Annotated in this window: 12 protein-coding genes and 1 tRNA gene; 9 read left to right on the top strand and 4 right to left on the bottom strand. The window is 57.4% G+C overall.

The features are described from left to right. Positions 1-5 precede the first annotated feature (5 nt). The 3 genes from HL666_RS29810 (at position 6) to HL666_RS29820 (ending at position 1,612) form a co-directional block, all read left to right on the top strand. Positions 6-344: a hypothetical protein gene (locus tag HL666_RS29810; RefSeq protein ID WP_172185090.1), complete on the top strand. Its 339-nt coding sequence runs from the start codon at positions 6-8 to the stop codon at positions 342-344. A gap of 573 nt (positions 345-917) precedes the next feature. Then, positions 918-1,442, top strand: a complete 525-nt coding sequence (locus HL666_RS29815; protein ID WP_172185092.1) for a DUF2846 domain-containing protein — start codon at positions 918-920, stop codon at positions 1,440-1,442. Positions 1,443-1,537: 95 nt separating this feature from the next. Further along, positions 1,538-1,612 (top strand) — tRNA-Glu (locus HL666_RS29820). Here the strand turns inward: HL666_RS29820 and HL666_RS34655 are convergent. Together HL666_RS34655 and HL666_RS29830 are read right to left on the bottom strand one after the other, a co-directional pair. After that, positions 1,572-2,714, bottom strand: coding sequence for a tyrosine-type recombinase/integrase (locus tag HL666_RS34655; RefSeq protein ID WP_172185123.1), 1,143 nt, complete (start codon positions 2,712-2,714; stop codon positions 1,572-1,574). The two genes, HL666_RS29820 and HL666_RS34655, sit on opposite strands and share 41 nt — an antisense overlap. Further along, positions 2,696-2,953 carry a helix-turn-helix transcriptional regulator gene (locus HL666_RS29830; RefSeq protein WP_246741655.1) on the bottom strand — a complete coding sequence of 86 codons (258 nt, stop codon included), beginning with the start codon at positions 2,951-2,953 and terminating at the stop codon, positions 2,696-2,698. Before HL666_RS29830 ends, HL666_RS34655 begins: the two co-directional genes overlap by 19 nt. 614 nt (positions 2,954-3,567) lie before the next feature. Here HL666_RS29830 and HL666_RS29835 point away from each other — a divergent pair. From HL666_RS29835 to HL666_RS29845, 3 genes are read left to right on the top strand one after another with little or no spacing between them, the layout of a single operon-like run. Beyond that, positions 3,568-6,549 (top strand): site-specific DNA-methyltransferase, encoded by a 2,982-nt coding sequence (locus HL666_RS29835; protein WP_172185094.1) that lies wholly within the window; start codon positions 3,568-3,570, stop codon positions 6,547-6,549. Between the two features lie 10 nt (positions 6,550-6,559). Beyond that, a complete protein-coding gene (locus HL666_RS29840) occupies positions 6,560-9,388 on the top strand; it encodes a BPTD_3080 family restriction endonuclease (RefSeq protein ID WP_172185096.1) in 2,829 nt (942 codons plus the stop codon). Positions 9,389-9,396: 8 nt separating this feature from the next. Then, positions 9,397-11,598, top strand: coding sequence for a Z1 domain-containing protein (locus HL666_RS29845; RefSeq protein ID WP_172185098.1), 2,202 nt, complete (start codon positions 9,397-9,399; stop codon positions 11,596-11,598). Between the two features lie 67 nt (positions 11,599-11,665). Here the strand turns inward: HL666_RS29845 and HL666_RS29850 are convergent, their stop codons facing one another. Next, positions 11,666-12,547: an HNH endonuclease gene (locus HL666_RS29850; protein ID WP_172185100.1), complete on the bottom strand. Its 882-nt coding sequence runs from the start codon at positions 12,545-12,547 to the stop codon at positions 11,666-11,668. A 373-nt stretch (positions 12,548-12,920) separates the two neighbouring features. Here HL666_RS29850 and HL666_RS29855 point away from each other — a divergent pair, with 373 nt between their 5' ends. Beyond that, on the top strand, positions 12,921-13,115 hold the full coding sequence (locus HL666_RS29855) for a hypothetical protein (RefSeq protein WP_172185102.1): 195 nt from the start codon (positions 12,921-12,923) through the stop codon (positions 13,113-13,115). A 343-nt stretch (positions 13,116-13,458) separates the two neighbouring features. Here HL666_RS29855 and HL666_RS34335 read toward each other — a convergent pair whose 3' ends face one another. Then, positions 13,459-13,614, bottom strand: a complete 156-nt coding sequence (locus HL666_RS34335) for a hypothetical protein (protein WP_246741656.1) — start codon at positions 13,612-13,614, stop codon at positions 13,459-13,461. 52 nt (positions 13,615-13,666) lie between these two features. Here HL666_RS34335 and HL666_RS34340 point away from each other — a divergent pair, with 52 nt between their 5' ends. Beyond that, on the top strand, positions 13,667-14,056 hold the full coding sequence (locus tag HL666_RS34340) for a transposase (RefSeq protein WP_246741657.1): 390 nt from the start codon (positions 13,667-13,669) through the stop codon (positions 14,054-14,056). 541 nt (positions 14,057-14,597) lie between these two features. Beyond that, positions 14,598-15,051: IS110 family transposase (locus HL666_RS29865; RefSeq protein WP_172185104.1), on the top strand; the 454-nt coding region annotated here is incomplete at its 3' end.

Consider the following 15,051-nt stretch of genomic DNA (forward strand, 5'->3'; position numbering starts at 1 on the left):
TGTCCATGAATACTACCGTTGCGCCCGAGCCGTCCTCGCCCGAGCAGGCCCAGCTGATGGCGCGGCTGCGGCGCATGATGATGATCGCGGGCGTGACCACCTCGATCGCGATCGCCGTGCTTCTGGTCGCCATCGGCTACCGCCTTTTCCGCGGCGAGGGAAGCACAGCTTCAGGCCCGGACCTCACCGCCATGCTGCCCAAGGGCGCCCGCATCGTTTCCACCGGCACCGCCGGCGACCGCCTGGCCGTCACTCTGGATGTGGGGGGCGCCACCGAGATCCGCACCTTCGACGCCAAAACCCTCAAACCCACCGGCCGCCTCCGCTTCGCGGTGGAGCCGTAAGGGCAGGGGCGGAGCCCATCCTCCCGCCGCCGCCTTCGAGACGACTGCCTGCGGCGGTCTCCTCTGATGATATCGTTCGAACCGGCCTGCAACCTCCGCACCGCTTCGCGATGCAGCGCCCTCGCCCCTTGTGGGAGAGGGCAGCGCCGGCCGATCCGCAGGCTCGGTCGGGTGAGGGGTTCTCTCCGCGATTGCAACTCGTTGAGGCAGACCCCTCACCCGACCGAGATCGTTGCGCGATCATCCATGCCCTCTCCCACAAGGGGCGAGGGCGCAGTCACGGCCATCGCGCCCGCGGCGAGGTCGATTGGCTTCCTGCTTCTCCACAAGGTTACTCTCTATGACTACGCTGACAGCGTAGGCTCCAGTGTGCAGCGGCCGCTCCGCCACTGACGGCTGATGGTGAGGAGCGCCGCAAGCGGCGCGTCTCGAACCATGGGGCCTCTGCCGCCTCGGCTTCCTGCCGCGAATCGACCATCCCGCGCACGGAGCCGCTCCGCAACTCCCGGTATCATTGTCCCCCGGTTCCATCTCTGCTCTAAACTCCTCCAGGGAACTCTGGAGTGGGGTGGAATGACCGGACGTCTCTCGCGCGCGCTGAGCCTGCTGGCGGCGGCGCTGCTGCTGACCGCCTGCGCCGCCACGTCGGCGCTGGAATCGCAGACCAAGCAGCGCGACGGCCGGATGGCGCGGCTGTATTTCCTGCGCGAGAAGGGCCTGGTCGGCGCCATGGGCGGTACCGCCGCGACCGCCGAGATCAAGATCGACGACAAATCCGTTGGCGTGCTGCGCAACGGCTATTACCTGTTCGTCGATCGTCCCGCAGGCACCCACACCCTCTCGGTCCAGAGCGGGATTTCGACGGCCTACGACACCGAGGTGCAAGTGCAGGCCGGACAGGTCTATTATTTCAGTCTGGGGATCACGCCCTATGGTCCGCCCGGCCAGGTGCTGTTGAACCAGGCCTTCATCGGCGGCGGCCACGGCGAGCTGCTGGAGCCCAAGTCGAGGTTCACCTCGGCCATGGCCGGCACCGTGATCTATCGGATGGACCCCGCCGCCGGCGCCGCGCTGATGGCCCAGCTCCAGGCGCCGTGAGGCCGGCGCCGACGACCGTTCCGCAACGCCGGCCATGAAATTTGCATCTGCCGTCTTGCGGCGCGGCGCGTTCAAGGCTATGCGGTTCACCTCACGCTCCCTTCGTCTAGCGGTTAGGACGCGGCCCTCTCAAGGCTGAAACAGGGGTTCGATTCCCCTAGGGAGCGCCATTTTCCAAGCTAAACTATTGATATCCAAGGCTTCATCGGTGGAGTTTGCCACTTCGCCAATTGGCGGTTTGCCACTTTCATTTTTGGACTGCCGCTGGATCGCCTGTCTCGCCAGCCGCTCCTGGTCAGCCGCGCGCGTATAGCGCTCAACTTCTGCTAGCGTCTTGTGCCCGGTAATCGCCGCAATCTCGCTTGCGGAGCACCCGGCTTCGGCTAGTCGCCGCGCGGCGGCTTTTCGGAGCCCATGGGCCTTGCAGCGTTGGGGGAGCCCTGCTTCCCGGATGGCGGCCGAGATCATCTGGCCGAAGCCCTTCACGGAGAACCGCTCGCCATAAGCCGTCGCCAGGATTGTCGAATGGCTACGGTTCGCAGTCGAAAGGACGCGATCCAGCGCCTCATGGATCGGAATGGTGAGCTTCGCGGCTGTCTTTTGCTGTGCAACGCGGATCGCACCTCCTGAAATGTCTGCCCACGTCATCCGATAAACGTCTGACCCGCGTTGACCCGTGTAGAGGAGCAGCGCAAACGTCAGACGCTCCCGGGTGCCTTCCGGCCAATGGCGCTCGAAGACCGCTATCTCGCTTTCATTCCAGGTATGGATTTCCTTCGACTTGTAGCCCCGCACACCGGCAGTTGGATCTCGATCGGTCCATCCCAGCGCCATGGCGTAGCGGACCAGGGTTCGGATCCGCTTCAGCAAGATAATGCCGGCTCCCGGCCTGTCGGCCATCTTGCCGATGACGATGTCGACATGCTCTCGCGTCATTTGATCGACACGCCGGTGACCGTGCTCTTCAAGGAAGCCGTCGATCACTCGCCTATAGTTAGTGCGGCTGGAAGTGGACAGCGACCGATACTGGGGGGAGCCGTAATAGAGGATCGCGAGTGCGGCGAAGGTCTTGGGAGCGGCTGCCCGTCGTAGCTCAGCAGGCTTTGGCCTGTTGGCCAACAGCGCCGCGTATGTGTCCATGAACTCACGACAGCCGGGCAAGCCAGGAAGGGGCGTACGCCTTCCGTCGCGGCGGAAGTAGTAGCGCATGCGGCCCTGACGATCACGAAATGCGTGAACATACTTCAACCGGATTACACCACGTCCGCCCATGTATCGGATCCTTCGCTCTCTCCTTCATGAGGAAGAGCCTTGAACGCCGCGCGCAGCTCATCAACGTCCCAGACAAAGCGCCGGTCAATTCGCCGAGGCCGCGGCATCCGGGCTTCTTTGACGAGCGCGCGGAACTTGCTTGCGGAGACGCCGATCGCCGCGGCCGCCTCGATTTCGCCAAGGCCAAATACAACTGGCAAAAGTGGCAACATGTCGATTCGCGAGGGTGCGCGCTTCATGGGTTCGGCTGAGGCTGCTCAGGACTTTGCGGTTAGAATTTCCGCCAATCTGGCAAATCCACATTTTGAACTGAAGTACCGACTTTCTTTATCGCAGGATCGACGAGCTTTGAATACAATCGGCCAAGTATGAGAGCGCCGCGCGATCCGCAGTGAATCCAGGCGGCGGAGATTTGTTGGTCGCCAATCGTCCACCTCCTTCTTGTCCGCTGCTTATGAACGTGCGGTTGATCCTGATGCTGCGGAGCATCTGTAAAGGGACGGAACAGCGAGGATCGGTGATCGGACGCGTCCCTTCAAGGGTCCGTAGGGCCCGCTCTACGAGCCGCGTGGCTCGCTTTAGCGCAAAGGCGCTCTTTTTTGTTCCAAACCGAACTAGCCGAGGTTTTCACAGCAGGATCGCAACCGTCGTGGGCACTCAAGCGAGTCGCGCTCAAGAGGTCTACGCGTGCTGACCGCGACTCTGCGCGGCCATACAGCCTGTGGGCGATGGAGTAAAGTACTGAAAACCTTGGATATGCAGATTGCCGGCCACAAATAGCTGGACGATTTCGCAAACGTTCACATAGAGTTACGACCGCAAACGACTCAATGGACGGGGAAATCACCTACAGATGGCGGCCGGGAAGAACGATGACGTAGATGACGACTTCGAGCTAGAAGTTCAGGATGAGCCCGCGGGTCCGACTCCAAAGGCCAAGAAGCCCAAGTCTAAGAAGTCGAAGGCGCCGAACGCACCCGCACAGATTGTCAGCTATCGGCATCCCGACAAGCGGGTCAACAATCCTGAAGTGGGCATGGTTCACCCGGAGAACGATCCGGACGAGCCCAAGACAGTATGGCGATATGATCCACACATTGATCCTGCCCTTCAGTTTGACAGCACCCGGAGTCGAGTTGAGGCGCTCATCGATGAGGCGCTGGAGAGTGGTGATCAAGAAGCCATGCACGCAGCGCTTTCTGAACTGAAGCGGTTGCAGTTGCCCTACCTGAACTGGACCGGCAGGGCCGAGCGTACGTCTTTCGAGGTTGATACTGTTTCTTTGCACGTTCACGAGCGGATTGATCCTGCGTCCATTCTGGCCGCCGTTCGTCGGAAGATGAAAAGCGAGAAGGGAACGGTTGAGCGACCGGTTCAGCCCGGTTTGTTCGACGCTCCTTTTGAAGCGCTGCCCCTTCGGCAAGCGGTCGATTTTTACAAGCACGAGAAAAGTTGGTCGAACCGGCTTATTGCTGGAGACTCCCTGCTTATCATGAACTCCCTTCTTAAAAAGGAGAGTATGGCTGGGCAGATTCAGATGATCTACATCGACCCACCTTACGGCATTAAGTACGGCTCGAATTTTCAACCCTTCACGAACAAGCGGGATGTAAAGGACGGTGCTGATGCGGATCTGACCCAAGAACCGGAAATGATCAAAGCTTTCCGGGATACTTGGGAGCTTGGGATCCACTCATATCTGACCTACCTGCGCGATCGCCTCTTGATGGCGCGATCTCTTCTGCATGCCTCCGGCAGCATTTTCGTGCAGATCGGAGATGAAAACCTCCACCTTGTCCGCCAGCTTCTCGATGAGGTGTTCGGAGCAGAAAATTTCTCCGCTCAGATCGCGTTCAAGGCCACCGATCCGCTTGGGCAAAAAGGCGTCGCCCGCGTTTATGATCACCTGCTCTGGTACGCCAAGAGCCGCGCCCAAATGAAATTTCGCGGCATCTACCGGCCACGCAATATTGCCGACGACAATGAGTATCGCTTCTTCGATCTTTTTCCCGGCGAAGAGGAGCCATCGAGAGACTCAGAGCGGTTCCGGACTACGGTATACCGGCGTCGGAATGCGACCTCATCAGGCTTTACTGAATCCTGCACCTTCGATCTGGAATTTCAAGGTGAGCGCTTCCCGCCGCCGGGCAACAAAAGTTGGTCGAGCAACTCCGAAGGAATGGCGCGGCTGATCAGAGCAAACCGTCTCTTCTTATTAGGGAAAGACCCCTACTACAAGCAGTTTAACCGTGACTTCCCTCTTTCCCAATATGAGAATTGCTGGACCGATAAGCCTGCTGCGCAGGGTAAGAAGTATGTGGTGGAGACGGCCGCCAAATTTGTTGAGCGCTGTCTTCTTATGACCACAGATCCTGGTGACCTGATTCTTGATCCGACTTGCGGCTCCGGAACGACTGCTTTTGTTGCGGAGAAGTGGGGGCGACGCTGGATCACCTGCGACACCTCTCGTGTGGCCATCACGCTGGCTAAGCAGCGCTTGATGACGGCAAGCTACGACTACTACACGCTGCGCTATCCTCACGAGGGTCTCAAAGGCGGCTTCTCTTATAAGACAGTTCCACACGTGACTTTGAAGTCAATCGCGAATAATCCGGAGATTGACGAGATTTTCGATGCACTTCATCCGGCCGTCATTAAGGCGCTCGACGCTCTAAATCAGCAGTTGAAGTCCGTACCGACTTTCACCGTCCTAACTGGAACCCGAAAGGACAAAAAGCTTCGACTTTCTGCGGAAGACACTTTGGAAGAATGGGAAGTACCTGTTGAGTGGCCAAACGAATGGCCAGCGAATGCTCAAGAGGCCTTTGAGCAATTCCATCATGCGCGACGTGCTCTCCAAAGCAAAATTGATAGCTCTATCACTGCTCATGCCGAACAGGAGGTGCTCTATGATGATCCTGAAGTTGACAGGAACCGGCAGAGGATCGTTGGTCCGTTCAGTGTAGAAGCTGTCCCAAACCCCACCGTCATTAGCCTCGATAAGGCACAGCCTTCACACTCCTCACACGCATCAATTGTGCGAACTGGAGAAACATCACGTCAAAGCTCTTGGCGCGACGAGCTTATGAAGGCTGGCGTTCGTGGAAAGGGCGGCCAAAAGCTAAAGTTCGCCGAACTTGAGACGATACCCGGCCTGAGAAATCTGCATACGAGCGGAGCGCTCGACACTGGCGAGCGCGTCGTCGTCAGCTTTGGTCCCGAACATGCCGCGCTCGAACAGCGGCAAGTCGAACTGGCGCTCAAGGATGCCGAGAAACTTCGACCCTCGCCGAAATTCGTGGTGTTCTGCGCCTTCGCCTTTGATCCTGAGGCCGCGAAGGATATCGACGAGATCAATTGGCCCGGAGTGACCATGCTGCGGGTACAGATGAACACTGACCTCCTGACCGAGGACTTGAAAAAGGGGCGCGCCAGCAACGAAAGCTTCTGGCTCATGGGGCAGCCTGATGTAGAGCTCAGGGCACTAGCTGATGGGCGTTGGCAGGTCGAAGTGCACGGGTTTGACTATTTTGATACGAAGCAAGGTGAGCTCGTGTCGGGTGGCAAGAACAGAATCGCGATGTGGTCTCTGGACCCCGACTACGATCAGCGGTCATTATTCCCGCATCAGGTCTTCTTCCCCATAGCGGGCAAAAAGGACGGCTGGCAGCGGCTGAAGAAAACGATCCGCGCCGAACTGGACGAGTCTCTTTTGGACAAGTTCAACGGCACAGTGTCCTTGCCTTTTGAGGCTGGTGAAAACCAGTGTGTTGCCGTGAAAATTGTCGATGATCGCGGCATTGAGTCGCTCAAAGTCATTCCCCTGAACCGATGAGAGTGAGTGCGTGACCAAGCCGAAGTCTCTCATTATCAACTCACCATTTGACTGCCCGCAGCAGCATTGGGTACCCGGTGCTGCCGGACTTGAAATCAAGCCTGAGCGGCGACCTGCCGGGTACGAGATCTTTGACGTTCGTAACAATACGCGGCGCTTCGTAGAGTTGAACTTAGTAAATACGATCCGTGGCCGTGTCGACCAGTGGCGCGATGCCGGATACCCAGGCGTCACGGCCGTTACGCGTCGGCTGCTCGAGCACTGGCACGACCCCTCTGTTCGGCAGAACGCCTTCTACTTCTGTCAGTTGGAGGCCATCGAGACCCTCATCTGGTGGGTCGAGGCGGCGGCGGAATTCCGCCAGGGCATTTTCGTTCCCGGTGACGGGGGGCCTTGGGAACGCGTCTGCAACAAGATGGCGACCGGTAGCGGCAAGACCACGGTGATGGCCATGATCATTACATGGCAAGTTCTCAATGCCCTGACCTATCCAAAGCGTAACAAGGATTTCAGCAGCGCCATCTTTATTGTAGCGCCGGGCCTTACTGTGAAAGACCGGCTGCGCGTGCTGTACTCGGGCGAGCCGGACAATTACTACGACGAATATTCATTGTGCCCCTCAGAGGCGCTGCGTCAGAAGCTGAACCAGGCCGATATTCTGATCGAGAACTGGCACGCACTGATGCCGCTTAAGGATGCCAAGCGCTCGGTCGTCAAGAAAGGAGCCGAAACGGACGAGGCGTTTAGTCGGCGGGTGCTTGGCAAGCTCGCTGCTTCTAAAGGCATCGTTATCATCAACGATGAAGCTCACCATGCCTACCGTAAGCCAGCAGAGGTCAAGATTAGTAAGAAGGACGCCGAAGAGCAAGGTATTGATCTTGATGAGGCGACGCGTTGGATTGAGGGACTCGACCGAATCCATAACACCCGGCGGATCAATCGTTGTTTTGACCTGTCGGCCACACCCTTCGCGCCTACCGGCAAGAATACGACCGAAAGCGCCCTGTTCGGCTGGATCGTCTCCGACTTCGGTCTTAACGACGCTATCGAAGCGGGTCTCGTGAAGACTCCGCGCGTAGTTGTGCGTGATGATGCGCTCCCGGATGCGCAGACACTGCGTTCAAAGCTCTACCATATCTACCGCGATCCCTCGGTTTCGGAAGACCTTAACCGTAAGGCCGAGCCTGAGGAGCCGCTGCCAAAGCTTGTGCAGGATGCTTACACTTTACTAGCCGCTGATTGGCGCGAAATTCGTCAAGAGTGGGTGGCGGCCGGTTTTACGCCTCCCGTTATGTTGACAGTATGCAACCGAACAGAAACGGCGGCCCGGATCGAGAACTATCTTAACAAGGGTGATGCCCACTGGCCTGAGTTGCACTCTCCTTCGCAGACGCTGCGGGTTGACTCCAAGGTGCTCGAAAAGGCCGAAATCGGTGAGGCCTCCGCCGCCGACAAGGGTTATGAGGCTCGGCTGGCAGCAATAGTGCAGGGTAGCGGCCTTCCTGAGACAAAAACGGCTCGACTGGATGATCTGAAAAAGGAGGAGCTTCTCCGCGAAATCGTCGATACAGTGGGCAAGCGCGGTGGCGCCGGACAAAATCTGCAGAGCATTATCTCGGTCGCAATGCTGTCCGAGGGCTGGGATGCCAAGACTGTGACCCACATCATGGGACTGCGCGCATTCACCTCGCAGCTACTCTGTGAGCAGGTCATTGGTCGCGGATTGCGTCGGGTTACTTACGACAAGGACGAGAACGGTCTGTTTCGGCCGGAATACGTCAATGTGTTCGGCGTGCCACTTTCTATTTACGAAGACATCGGTGATGGCGGCGAGCCGCCGCCTCCGCCCCGGCCAAGCACTCAGATCGAGATCATACCAGAGCGCAACAATCTGGAGATCAAGTGGCCTAATGTCCTTCGCACCGAGACGGTCGTGAGTCAGACACTTACGGTGGACTGGGCTCAGGTCGAGAAGCTCAGCCTAGATCCTGCTTCGACGCCTATCTCTGCGGATATTGCACCTGCGCTGGGCGGAGCTGCGGACTTGAGCAAGGTCAAGTCGATTGACCTGGAGAAATTGCCCGAAGGGTTCCGTTTGCAGCGCCTGGTCTTTCAGGCCGCACGCAAGGCGTTCGCGTTGCTCAAGCGCGGTTTCAAAGGCAACGAGGATTTTTTGGCGTTCCAGTTGATTCAGTTGGTCGAGGCGTTCTTGAAATCGGACCGTATCGAAGTCCCGTCGCTGTTCCACCAGGACCCGCTACGGAGGCGAATTCTCTTCGCGCTAAACATAGACCTCATTGTTCAGCATCTGCTGCGCTTCGTAAAGCAACAAAACACCACCACGCTTGAGCCTATTTACGATGATGAAAATCCCATCGGCTCCACCGCGCAGATGCGCACCTGGTACACGACCAAACCCAACAATCCCACCGTACGATCTCACGTCAGTCATGTCGTTGGAGACTCATCGTGGGAGCAATACGCGGCCAATATCTTCGATACCCGCGATGGTATCGATGCGTACGCAAAGAATGATCATTTGGGTTTCCAAATTCATTATCTGTGGGCCGGATCACGCCGTCGCTATTCACCCGACTTCCTGGTCAAGTTGAGCAACGGCAAGACCCTCGTTTTGGAAATTAAAGGTGAGGACAGTCCGCAAAACGTAGCCAAGCGTGAGGCACTCAGCGAATGGGTTGCTGCGGTGAATGCTAGTGGTGGCTTTGGTACTTGGTGCTGGGATGTGGCGTTTAAGCCAGCAGAAGTCCACGACATTTTGGATCGCCATATGCAGGCAAGTGGTTCCTCGGTTGCAAACAACACAGGAATGGAAACGTAGGAGGCGCGATGACCAAGGGCACAATGCTGAATCTGGATGGCGTCTTCTATCCGGCCTATAAGGCGGCAAATGCGTCTTTTAGTGCTGATACGTTTGCCTGTGCCGAGGATGTCGTTCGAGAGTTGCTCTCGTCATCCACCTCGGCCGAGCACCCCGGCATGCTGCTAGGGAAGGTTCAAAGCGGAAAGACACGGACGTTCATTAGTACGGTGGCCTTGGCATTCGATAATAAGTACGACATCGCGATTATACTGAGTAAGAACTCGAGGGCGCTAATTGAACAAACCTACAAGCGGCTAACGAGTGAGTTTGAGCAGTTTATTGATGACGGTGAGCTGGCGATCTACGACATCATGCATACGCCGGAAAAGTTCGGAAAATTTGAGTTGGATTCAAAACTCATTTTTGTAGCGAAGAAACAGACAGACAATCTCGATCGCTTGACCAGTCTTTTCGTCGACAACCCTGCGATGGCGGGGAGGCGAACGCTTATAATCGATGACGAAGCGGACAGTGCGTCCATCGGGTACACGAAGAAGGCCGGATTGATAGAAGCTAGGCAAATTTCCCTGCAGATCAGCAATTTGCGAACAGCTATTCATCAGACGTCATTCCTGCAAGTGACCGCAACGCCTTACTCGCTCTATCTCCAGCCAACTGAGATTGAGGTGGCGAATGTCACGGAATTTAAACCGACACGACCGGCGTTTACAAAACTCGTTCCCGTGCCTCCTGAATATGTCGGTGGAGACGTCTATTTCGGAGCGTCTTCACACAGTGAGTCGGACACCATTGAGAGTTTGATTCATCATACAGTCGATCACCGTGAATTCGATCGTTTGAAAAAGCAGGATCGACGGTCATTTGACCTCGCTGAGGTTCTAACGACTAGGAATCTCGTTGGGCTTCGAACCGCAATTGTGACCTTCATTGTCGGTGGGACTATCCAGCGCATCAACGGCAAGAGCGGTGGAGGAAAAGACAAGAAGCTCCGGTATTCCTTTTTGTTGCACTCTGAAGCAAGTCGAGAAGCGCATAATTGGCAAGAAACGTTGGTCAAGCGAATTGTTTCTGAGCTTGGAGAAGCCGCGCTGCAGAAAAATATGATCTTTTCCGATCTGGTCTCCGAGAGCTATGGCGATCTTATCAAGTCACTGGCCTTGGATGGAGCGCCAGTGCCCGAGCTTTCCGAGGTGCTCTTGGCGACGGAAACAGCTCTCGCCGATGAGCACATAACGATCGCTAAGGTCAATTCCGATGACGATGTCGCGGCCCTTCTTGATAGTTCCGGACAGCTAAAACTCCGTAGCCCGCTCAATATCTTCATCGGCGGCCAGGTATTGGATCGGGGAGTGACGTTGGCAAATTTGATCGGATTCTACTACGGCCGGAGGCCCAACAAGTTTCAGCAAGATACGGTTCTGCAGCACTCTCGAATGTACGGGTATCGTCGACCCGACCTTGCCGTGACCCGCTTCTATACATCAAAGGCGATCCGGTACGCCATGGCACAGATGGAAGAGTTCGACACCTCCTTGCGTGCAACGGTCCAGGCAGGAGGTGATCGTGCGGTGCAATTCATTCGTAAATCCGCGAATGGCAGTATTGTGCCCTGCAGCCCGAACAAGATCCTCATAGCGACGACGCAGACGTTGCGGCCCAACAAACGCATCCTTCCGATTGGCTTTCAGACTGGCTATAAGACGGGTAGTAGTGGCATTGGCAAAGCTATTCAGGCGATTGACGATGAGGTCTGCAAGCTTTGTGGCTTCAACTCTGATCAGGCTGTGTTGGTTGATCTTAAGATTGCAATCGGATTTTTGGATCGCATTGAGCCAACGTTAGAGTTCCCTGAGGACGACGCGCCGCCATTTGACTGGGACGCGGCTCGTGCCGCTCTGACCCACCTTTCTCAGCAAGCAATTAATCCGGAAGATCGTGGCAAGGTCTGGCTCTGGGCAGCCGATAATCGTAATTCGTCGCGAATCGCAAGTGAAAGCTCTCACGCGACTTACATCGAGACGCCGGATTCAGAGCGTACAGAAGGCCAGTTGGCGAAGACTTATGCAGTCTCGCAGCCGATATTGTTTCTACTTCGCCAGAACGGAGATGAGAGCAGGGGTTGGCGTGGTACGCCGTTCTACTGGCCCGTCGTGAGAGCGCAGGCTCAGACACCCGTGGCAATTTACACGGCTGAGGTCATCGACTGAGGCCTTTGTCGTGTTGGCTCGTCAGAGTGCTGGTTCACTCTTTCGTCAATACTGGCCAAGTCTGAGCTCAATGGCTTAGAAGTCTACAATAGTCGTTATACGACTCCTGCTTCCCAAGTCGCGTGATAGGCAGCCAGAATCTGTGCACCTTGCCGTGATGACACCAGAGGTCCCCGGTTTGGACTAGTTCGTTTCTGTTCAGAACGCGATAGCCGTGAGGAACATCGCTAAGACTGCCGCCTTCCGTCTGAATCGTTGCGTAAGTTTTGAACTGCTGCCAAAATGTTACTTCGTAGAGTGCGCTGTACTTATCCCCGTCTACAGTTGCACGGATTATTTCAAGGCCAGGCTCCCGCTTGTATGCTTGTCCGGCCTTTTTGATCATCTCCCTTGCAACGTCTGCTCCCGTTCCATCTAGAAAGGTCTGAATGGTATAGGGAGGTTCGATAAACCGTCCGTCCTCGCGATAGGCCAGGCCTCTCACGATCTTCTCAGTCATGGCATCGAGACCCGCACGTGGGATCTGAATGGCCAACTGCTCAGACTTGCCGCGTCCCCAACGCTCGCCGAGACCATGCACAACTTGGTCTTCCGGTATTGCTTCGCCCTTGAGCGTGTCGGCCAATAACTTTCTGCGTCTTGCCGCGCGCGCTCCAGCATCTTTCTCGTTCCTACCCGCATTCGGGTCGATTGCCCTTAGCGCTGCGTCGACGAGGCCCTGCGATGCAGGATGTTTGGCGTCAAGCACGAGCGCGAACCGGTTCAGCAGGTCATCTTCGATCTTGCTGTAGCGCTGATTGCACTCGAAGCAGCACGGAAATTGCCACTTCTCAAGATTTTCCGGCGTCGCGTCCGGATACCAGGCTTGTGGAAACATGTGATCGGACGTTAGCTCCACGCCATCTCTGAGGCAGTGGACGCACTTCCCGATCTTCGCTTTCTTAGCCATCGGAGGTCTCGCTCGAAAAACTCAACCCGATTATAGCACGGCCGCCATGGTGGGCACTTCGAGTTTGTCTATAGATGGAGCCAACGGCTTCGATGGTCCTGGAGCCGTCCTCCTCTCCTGCTCGACACACAAGGCTCATTCTGGCGCGGTTCTATTGCGTCTTAGGCCTGCTCCCGTCTGGAGGCTGCATCTATTGCGCGGCCAGTGGGACGGGGAATTTGGGACCGAAGCGCGTCAGCGCAAGGCATCCAACCGTATCCCGGAGGGGCCCTCGGTCGGAGCCTCCTTGCCCTGCCGCTCATCCTTCGTTCCCAAGGAATTCCCGTCCGGCCGCGAATGGCGCAGCCGGTTAGACCAAACGGGAGTATACAAGATGAGACGCAACGAAAGAAAATTGGCGCCGTATGCGGTCTATTTGGTCGAAGGGGAAGGTGACAATGCCCTCTGGACCAAGATCGGCGCAGCCTGGAAGCACCAGGACGGCAAGGGTTTCAACATCCAGTTGATCTGCCTGCCCTTGAATGGCCGCCTCGTCATTCGCGAGACCGACGCGGAGGCGGGGCGATGAGCCCCGCTGCCACGCCGCGGTACGCTGTCCAAGACTCGGCCGCTGAGATCCCTGTTCGACATTACGGGGGACAAAAACCCGGGAGATAGAGTCGCGCACTTCTGCCGAAGCGGCAACCAGGTGAGCTGGAGCTATCAGAGCCCCGCAATGACTCACCAGATGTCCGTGCCTATTCAAGCGAGACAGAGTGCGTGGGTTATCAGACCCGTGTTGCCAACGCAGGCGGTAACGTTCTGATGAAGATGCTAAGCGCAACAAAGCCGACAAGAATGATGCGGCCCCAGCGCATCTGGTGCGCGCGGGCTGGTATCGACCGGTCCATGTCGAGAGCCCGGAGAGCCATCTACGGTCGCTGCTCGGTCACCGGCGGACGCTCAAGCGCAATCTGCTCGACATCGAAAACGAGATCAGGAAGTTGCTGACGGTGTTCGGTCTGTTGGTTGAACCGCGGATTCAGCGGGCCTTGTTTACGGCGCAAGTGCGAGACCTGGTGACTCATGACCATCTGATTGGAGGCATGGCGGAATGCATGTTATGGTCCTGGGAAGCACTTGGCCGAGTACAAGAGGCTGCACGGCTTGCTGGTTCCAATGGTTGACTCGGACGAGCTCTGCGGGCGCGTCTGCGCCATTCCAGGCGTTGGTCCGGTGTCGGCTTTGAACTTCAAGGCGGCGATCGACGCTCCGCACCGGTTCAGCAAGTCCAAGATGGTTGGTGCGCACTTTGGACTGACGTCTCCGCGCATCCCGGCGGGCACATCGATCGACATCGAACGGCACATCTCGAAGTGCGGAGATAGGGAGGTTCGTACCGTGCTCTACAAGATCGCGAGCGCAATGCTGGCGCGTTCCAAGCAATGGTGCCGCATCCAGGCCTGGGGTGTCCGATCGCAGCCAAGCATGGCCACAAACGCGCGGTCGTGGCCGTTGCACTCAATCTAGCAGTAACATCGCATGTGGATTGACGGATCCGCCTTCCGGTTCGCGACCCAGAATGAACGTGCCGATGAGCCGAATTTAAGCTACCCGACGGCGCTCGCCGCCGCAATGTGAGAGCTCTGGCGAGCGCCGTCTGGCAGACAGCTCGATGACAGAAGATTGGCTGAGCTTCCGCTGATTGGCGGAGAGAGCCGTTTGATGGATCGAAGCGGATACGGCGAGCACGCTACTGTGTCTGTGTTGCCCCGCGATCCCGACGACGACATGTGCGCCCGCTTGGCAGGCGAGGCTGAGCACGAACTCCTGGATGGACCACCAGAGGTCATCACCCCGAGATCACGACGAAAGCCGGACCAATGCCATGTTGTCGACCGCTCGTGTGCAGCCGTATAATATCAAGCAGAGGAGACGATCATGTTGGAGCAGAAGGCGGAGAAGCGCCCGATTACTCCCTGCCGTCCGTAATCGGCCTGACCGTCCAACTGCTGACGCGGCAGCGGCGGCCATGCAGAATGAGCGCTCTCACCAACACAGGAGGCGCGCCATGGAGTTCTTCTGCGGACTGGATGTCGGCATGGATCAGACCGCGATTTGTGTGGTCGACGACAAGGGCGCAGTGCTGCTGGAGGTCGCGGTGATGACCGACCCGGACGCGATCAAGGGCGCACTGTCGCCGTATCTCAGCCGGCTGCGGCGGGTCGGCCACGAGGCCGGCGCGCTGTCGCCGTGGCTGCATGGCGAATTGCTCCGTCGCGGCCTGCCGGCGATCTGTCTGGAGACCCAGCACGTGCGCGCCGCGCTGCATGCGCAGCGCAACAAGACCGACCGTGCGGACGCGCTTGGGATTGCGCACATCATGCGCACTGGCTGGTTCCGGCGCGCGCACATCAAGACCGCGCCGTGCTATCGGCTGCGGCTGCTGCTGACGCACCGCCGCAATCTCAAGCGCAAATTCCTCGATCTCGAGAACGCGATCCGGCACTCCTTGAAGGCGTTCG

The organism is Bradyrhizobium aeschynomenes (assembly GCF_013178945.1).
Classification (GTDB): Bacteria; Pseudomonadota; Alphaproteobacteria; order Rhizobiales; family Xanthobacteraceae; genus Bradyrhizobium; species Bradyrhizobium aeschynomenes.

Excerpts from the sequence above, each read along its gene's own strand:
- HL666_RS29810 (WP_172185090.1), top strand. The coding sequence starts at position 6 with ATGAATACTACCGTTGCGCCCGAGCCGTCCTCGCCCGAGCAGGCCCAG.
- HL666_RS29815 (WP_172185092.1), top strand. The coding sequence starts at position 918 with ATGACCGGACGTCTCTCGCGCGCGCTGAGCCTGCTGGCGGCGGCGCTG.
- HL666_RS34655 (WP_172185123.1), bottom strand. The coding sequence starts at position 2,714 with ATGGGCGGACGTGGTGTAATCCGGTTGAAGTATGTTCACGCATTTCGT.
- HL666_RS29830 (WP_246741655.1), bottom strand. The coding sequence starts at position 2,953 with ATGAAGCGCGCACCCTCGCGAATCGACATGTTGCCACTTTTGCCAGTT.
- HL666_RS29835 (WP_172185094.1), top strand. The coding sequence starts at position 3,568 with ATGGCGGCCGGGAAGAACGATGACGTAGATGACGACTTCGAGCTAGAA.
- HL666_RS29845 (WP_172185098.1), top strand. The coding sequence starts at position 9,397 with ATGACCAAGGGCACAATGCTGAATCTGGATGGCGTCTTCTATCCGGCC.
- HL666_RS29850 (WP_172185100.1), bottom strand. The coding sequence starts at position 12,547 with ATGGCTAAGAAAGCGAAGATCGGGAAGTGCGTCCACTGCCTCAGAGAT.
- HL666_RS29855 (WP_172185102.1), top strand. The coding sequence starts at position 12,921 with ATGAGACGCAACGAAAGAAAATTGGCGCCGTATGCGGTCTATTTGGTC.
- HL666_RS34335 (WP_246741656.1), bottom strand. The coding sequence starts at position 13,614 with ATGAGTCACCAGGTCTCGCACTTGCGCCGTAAACAAGGCCCGCTGAAT.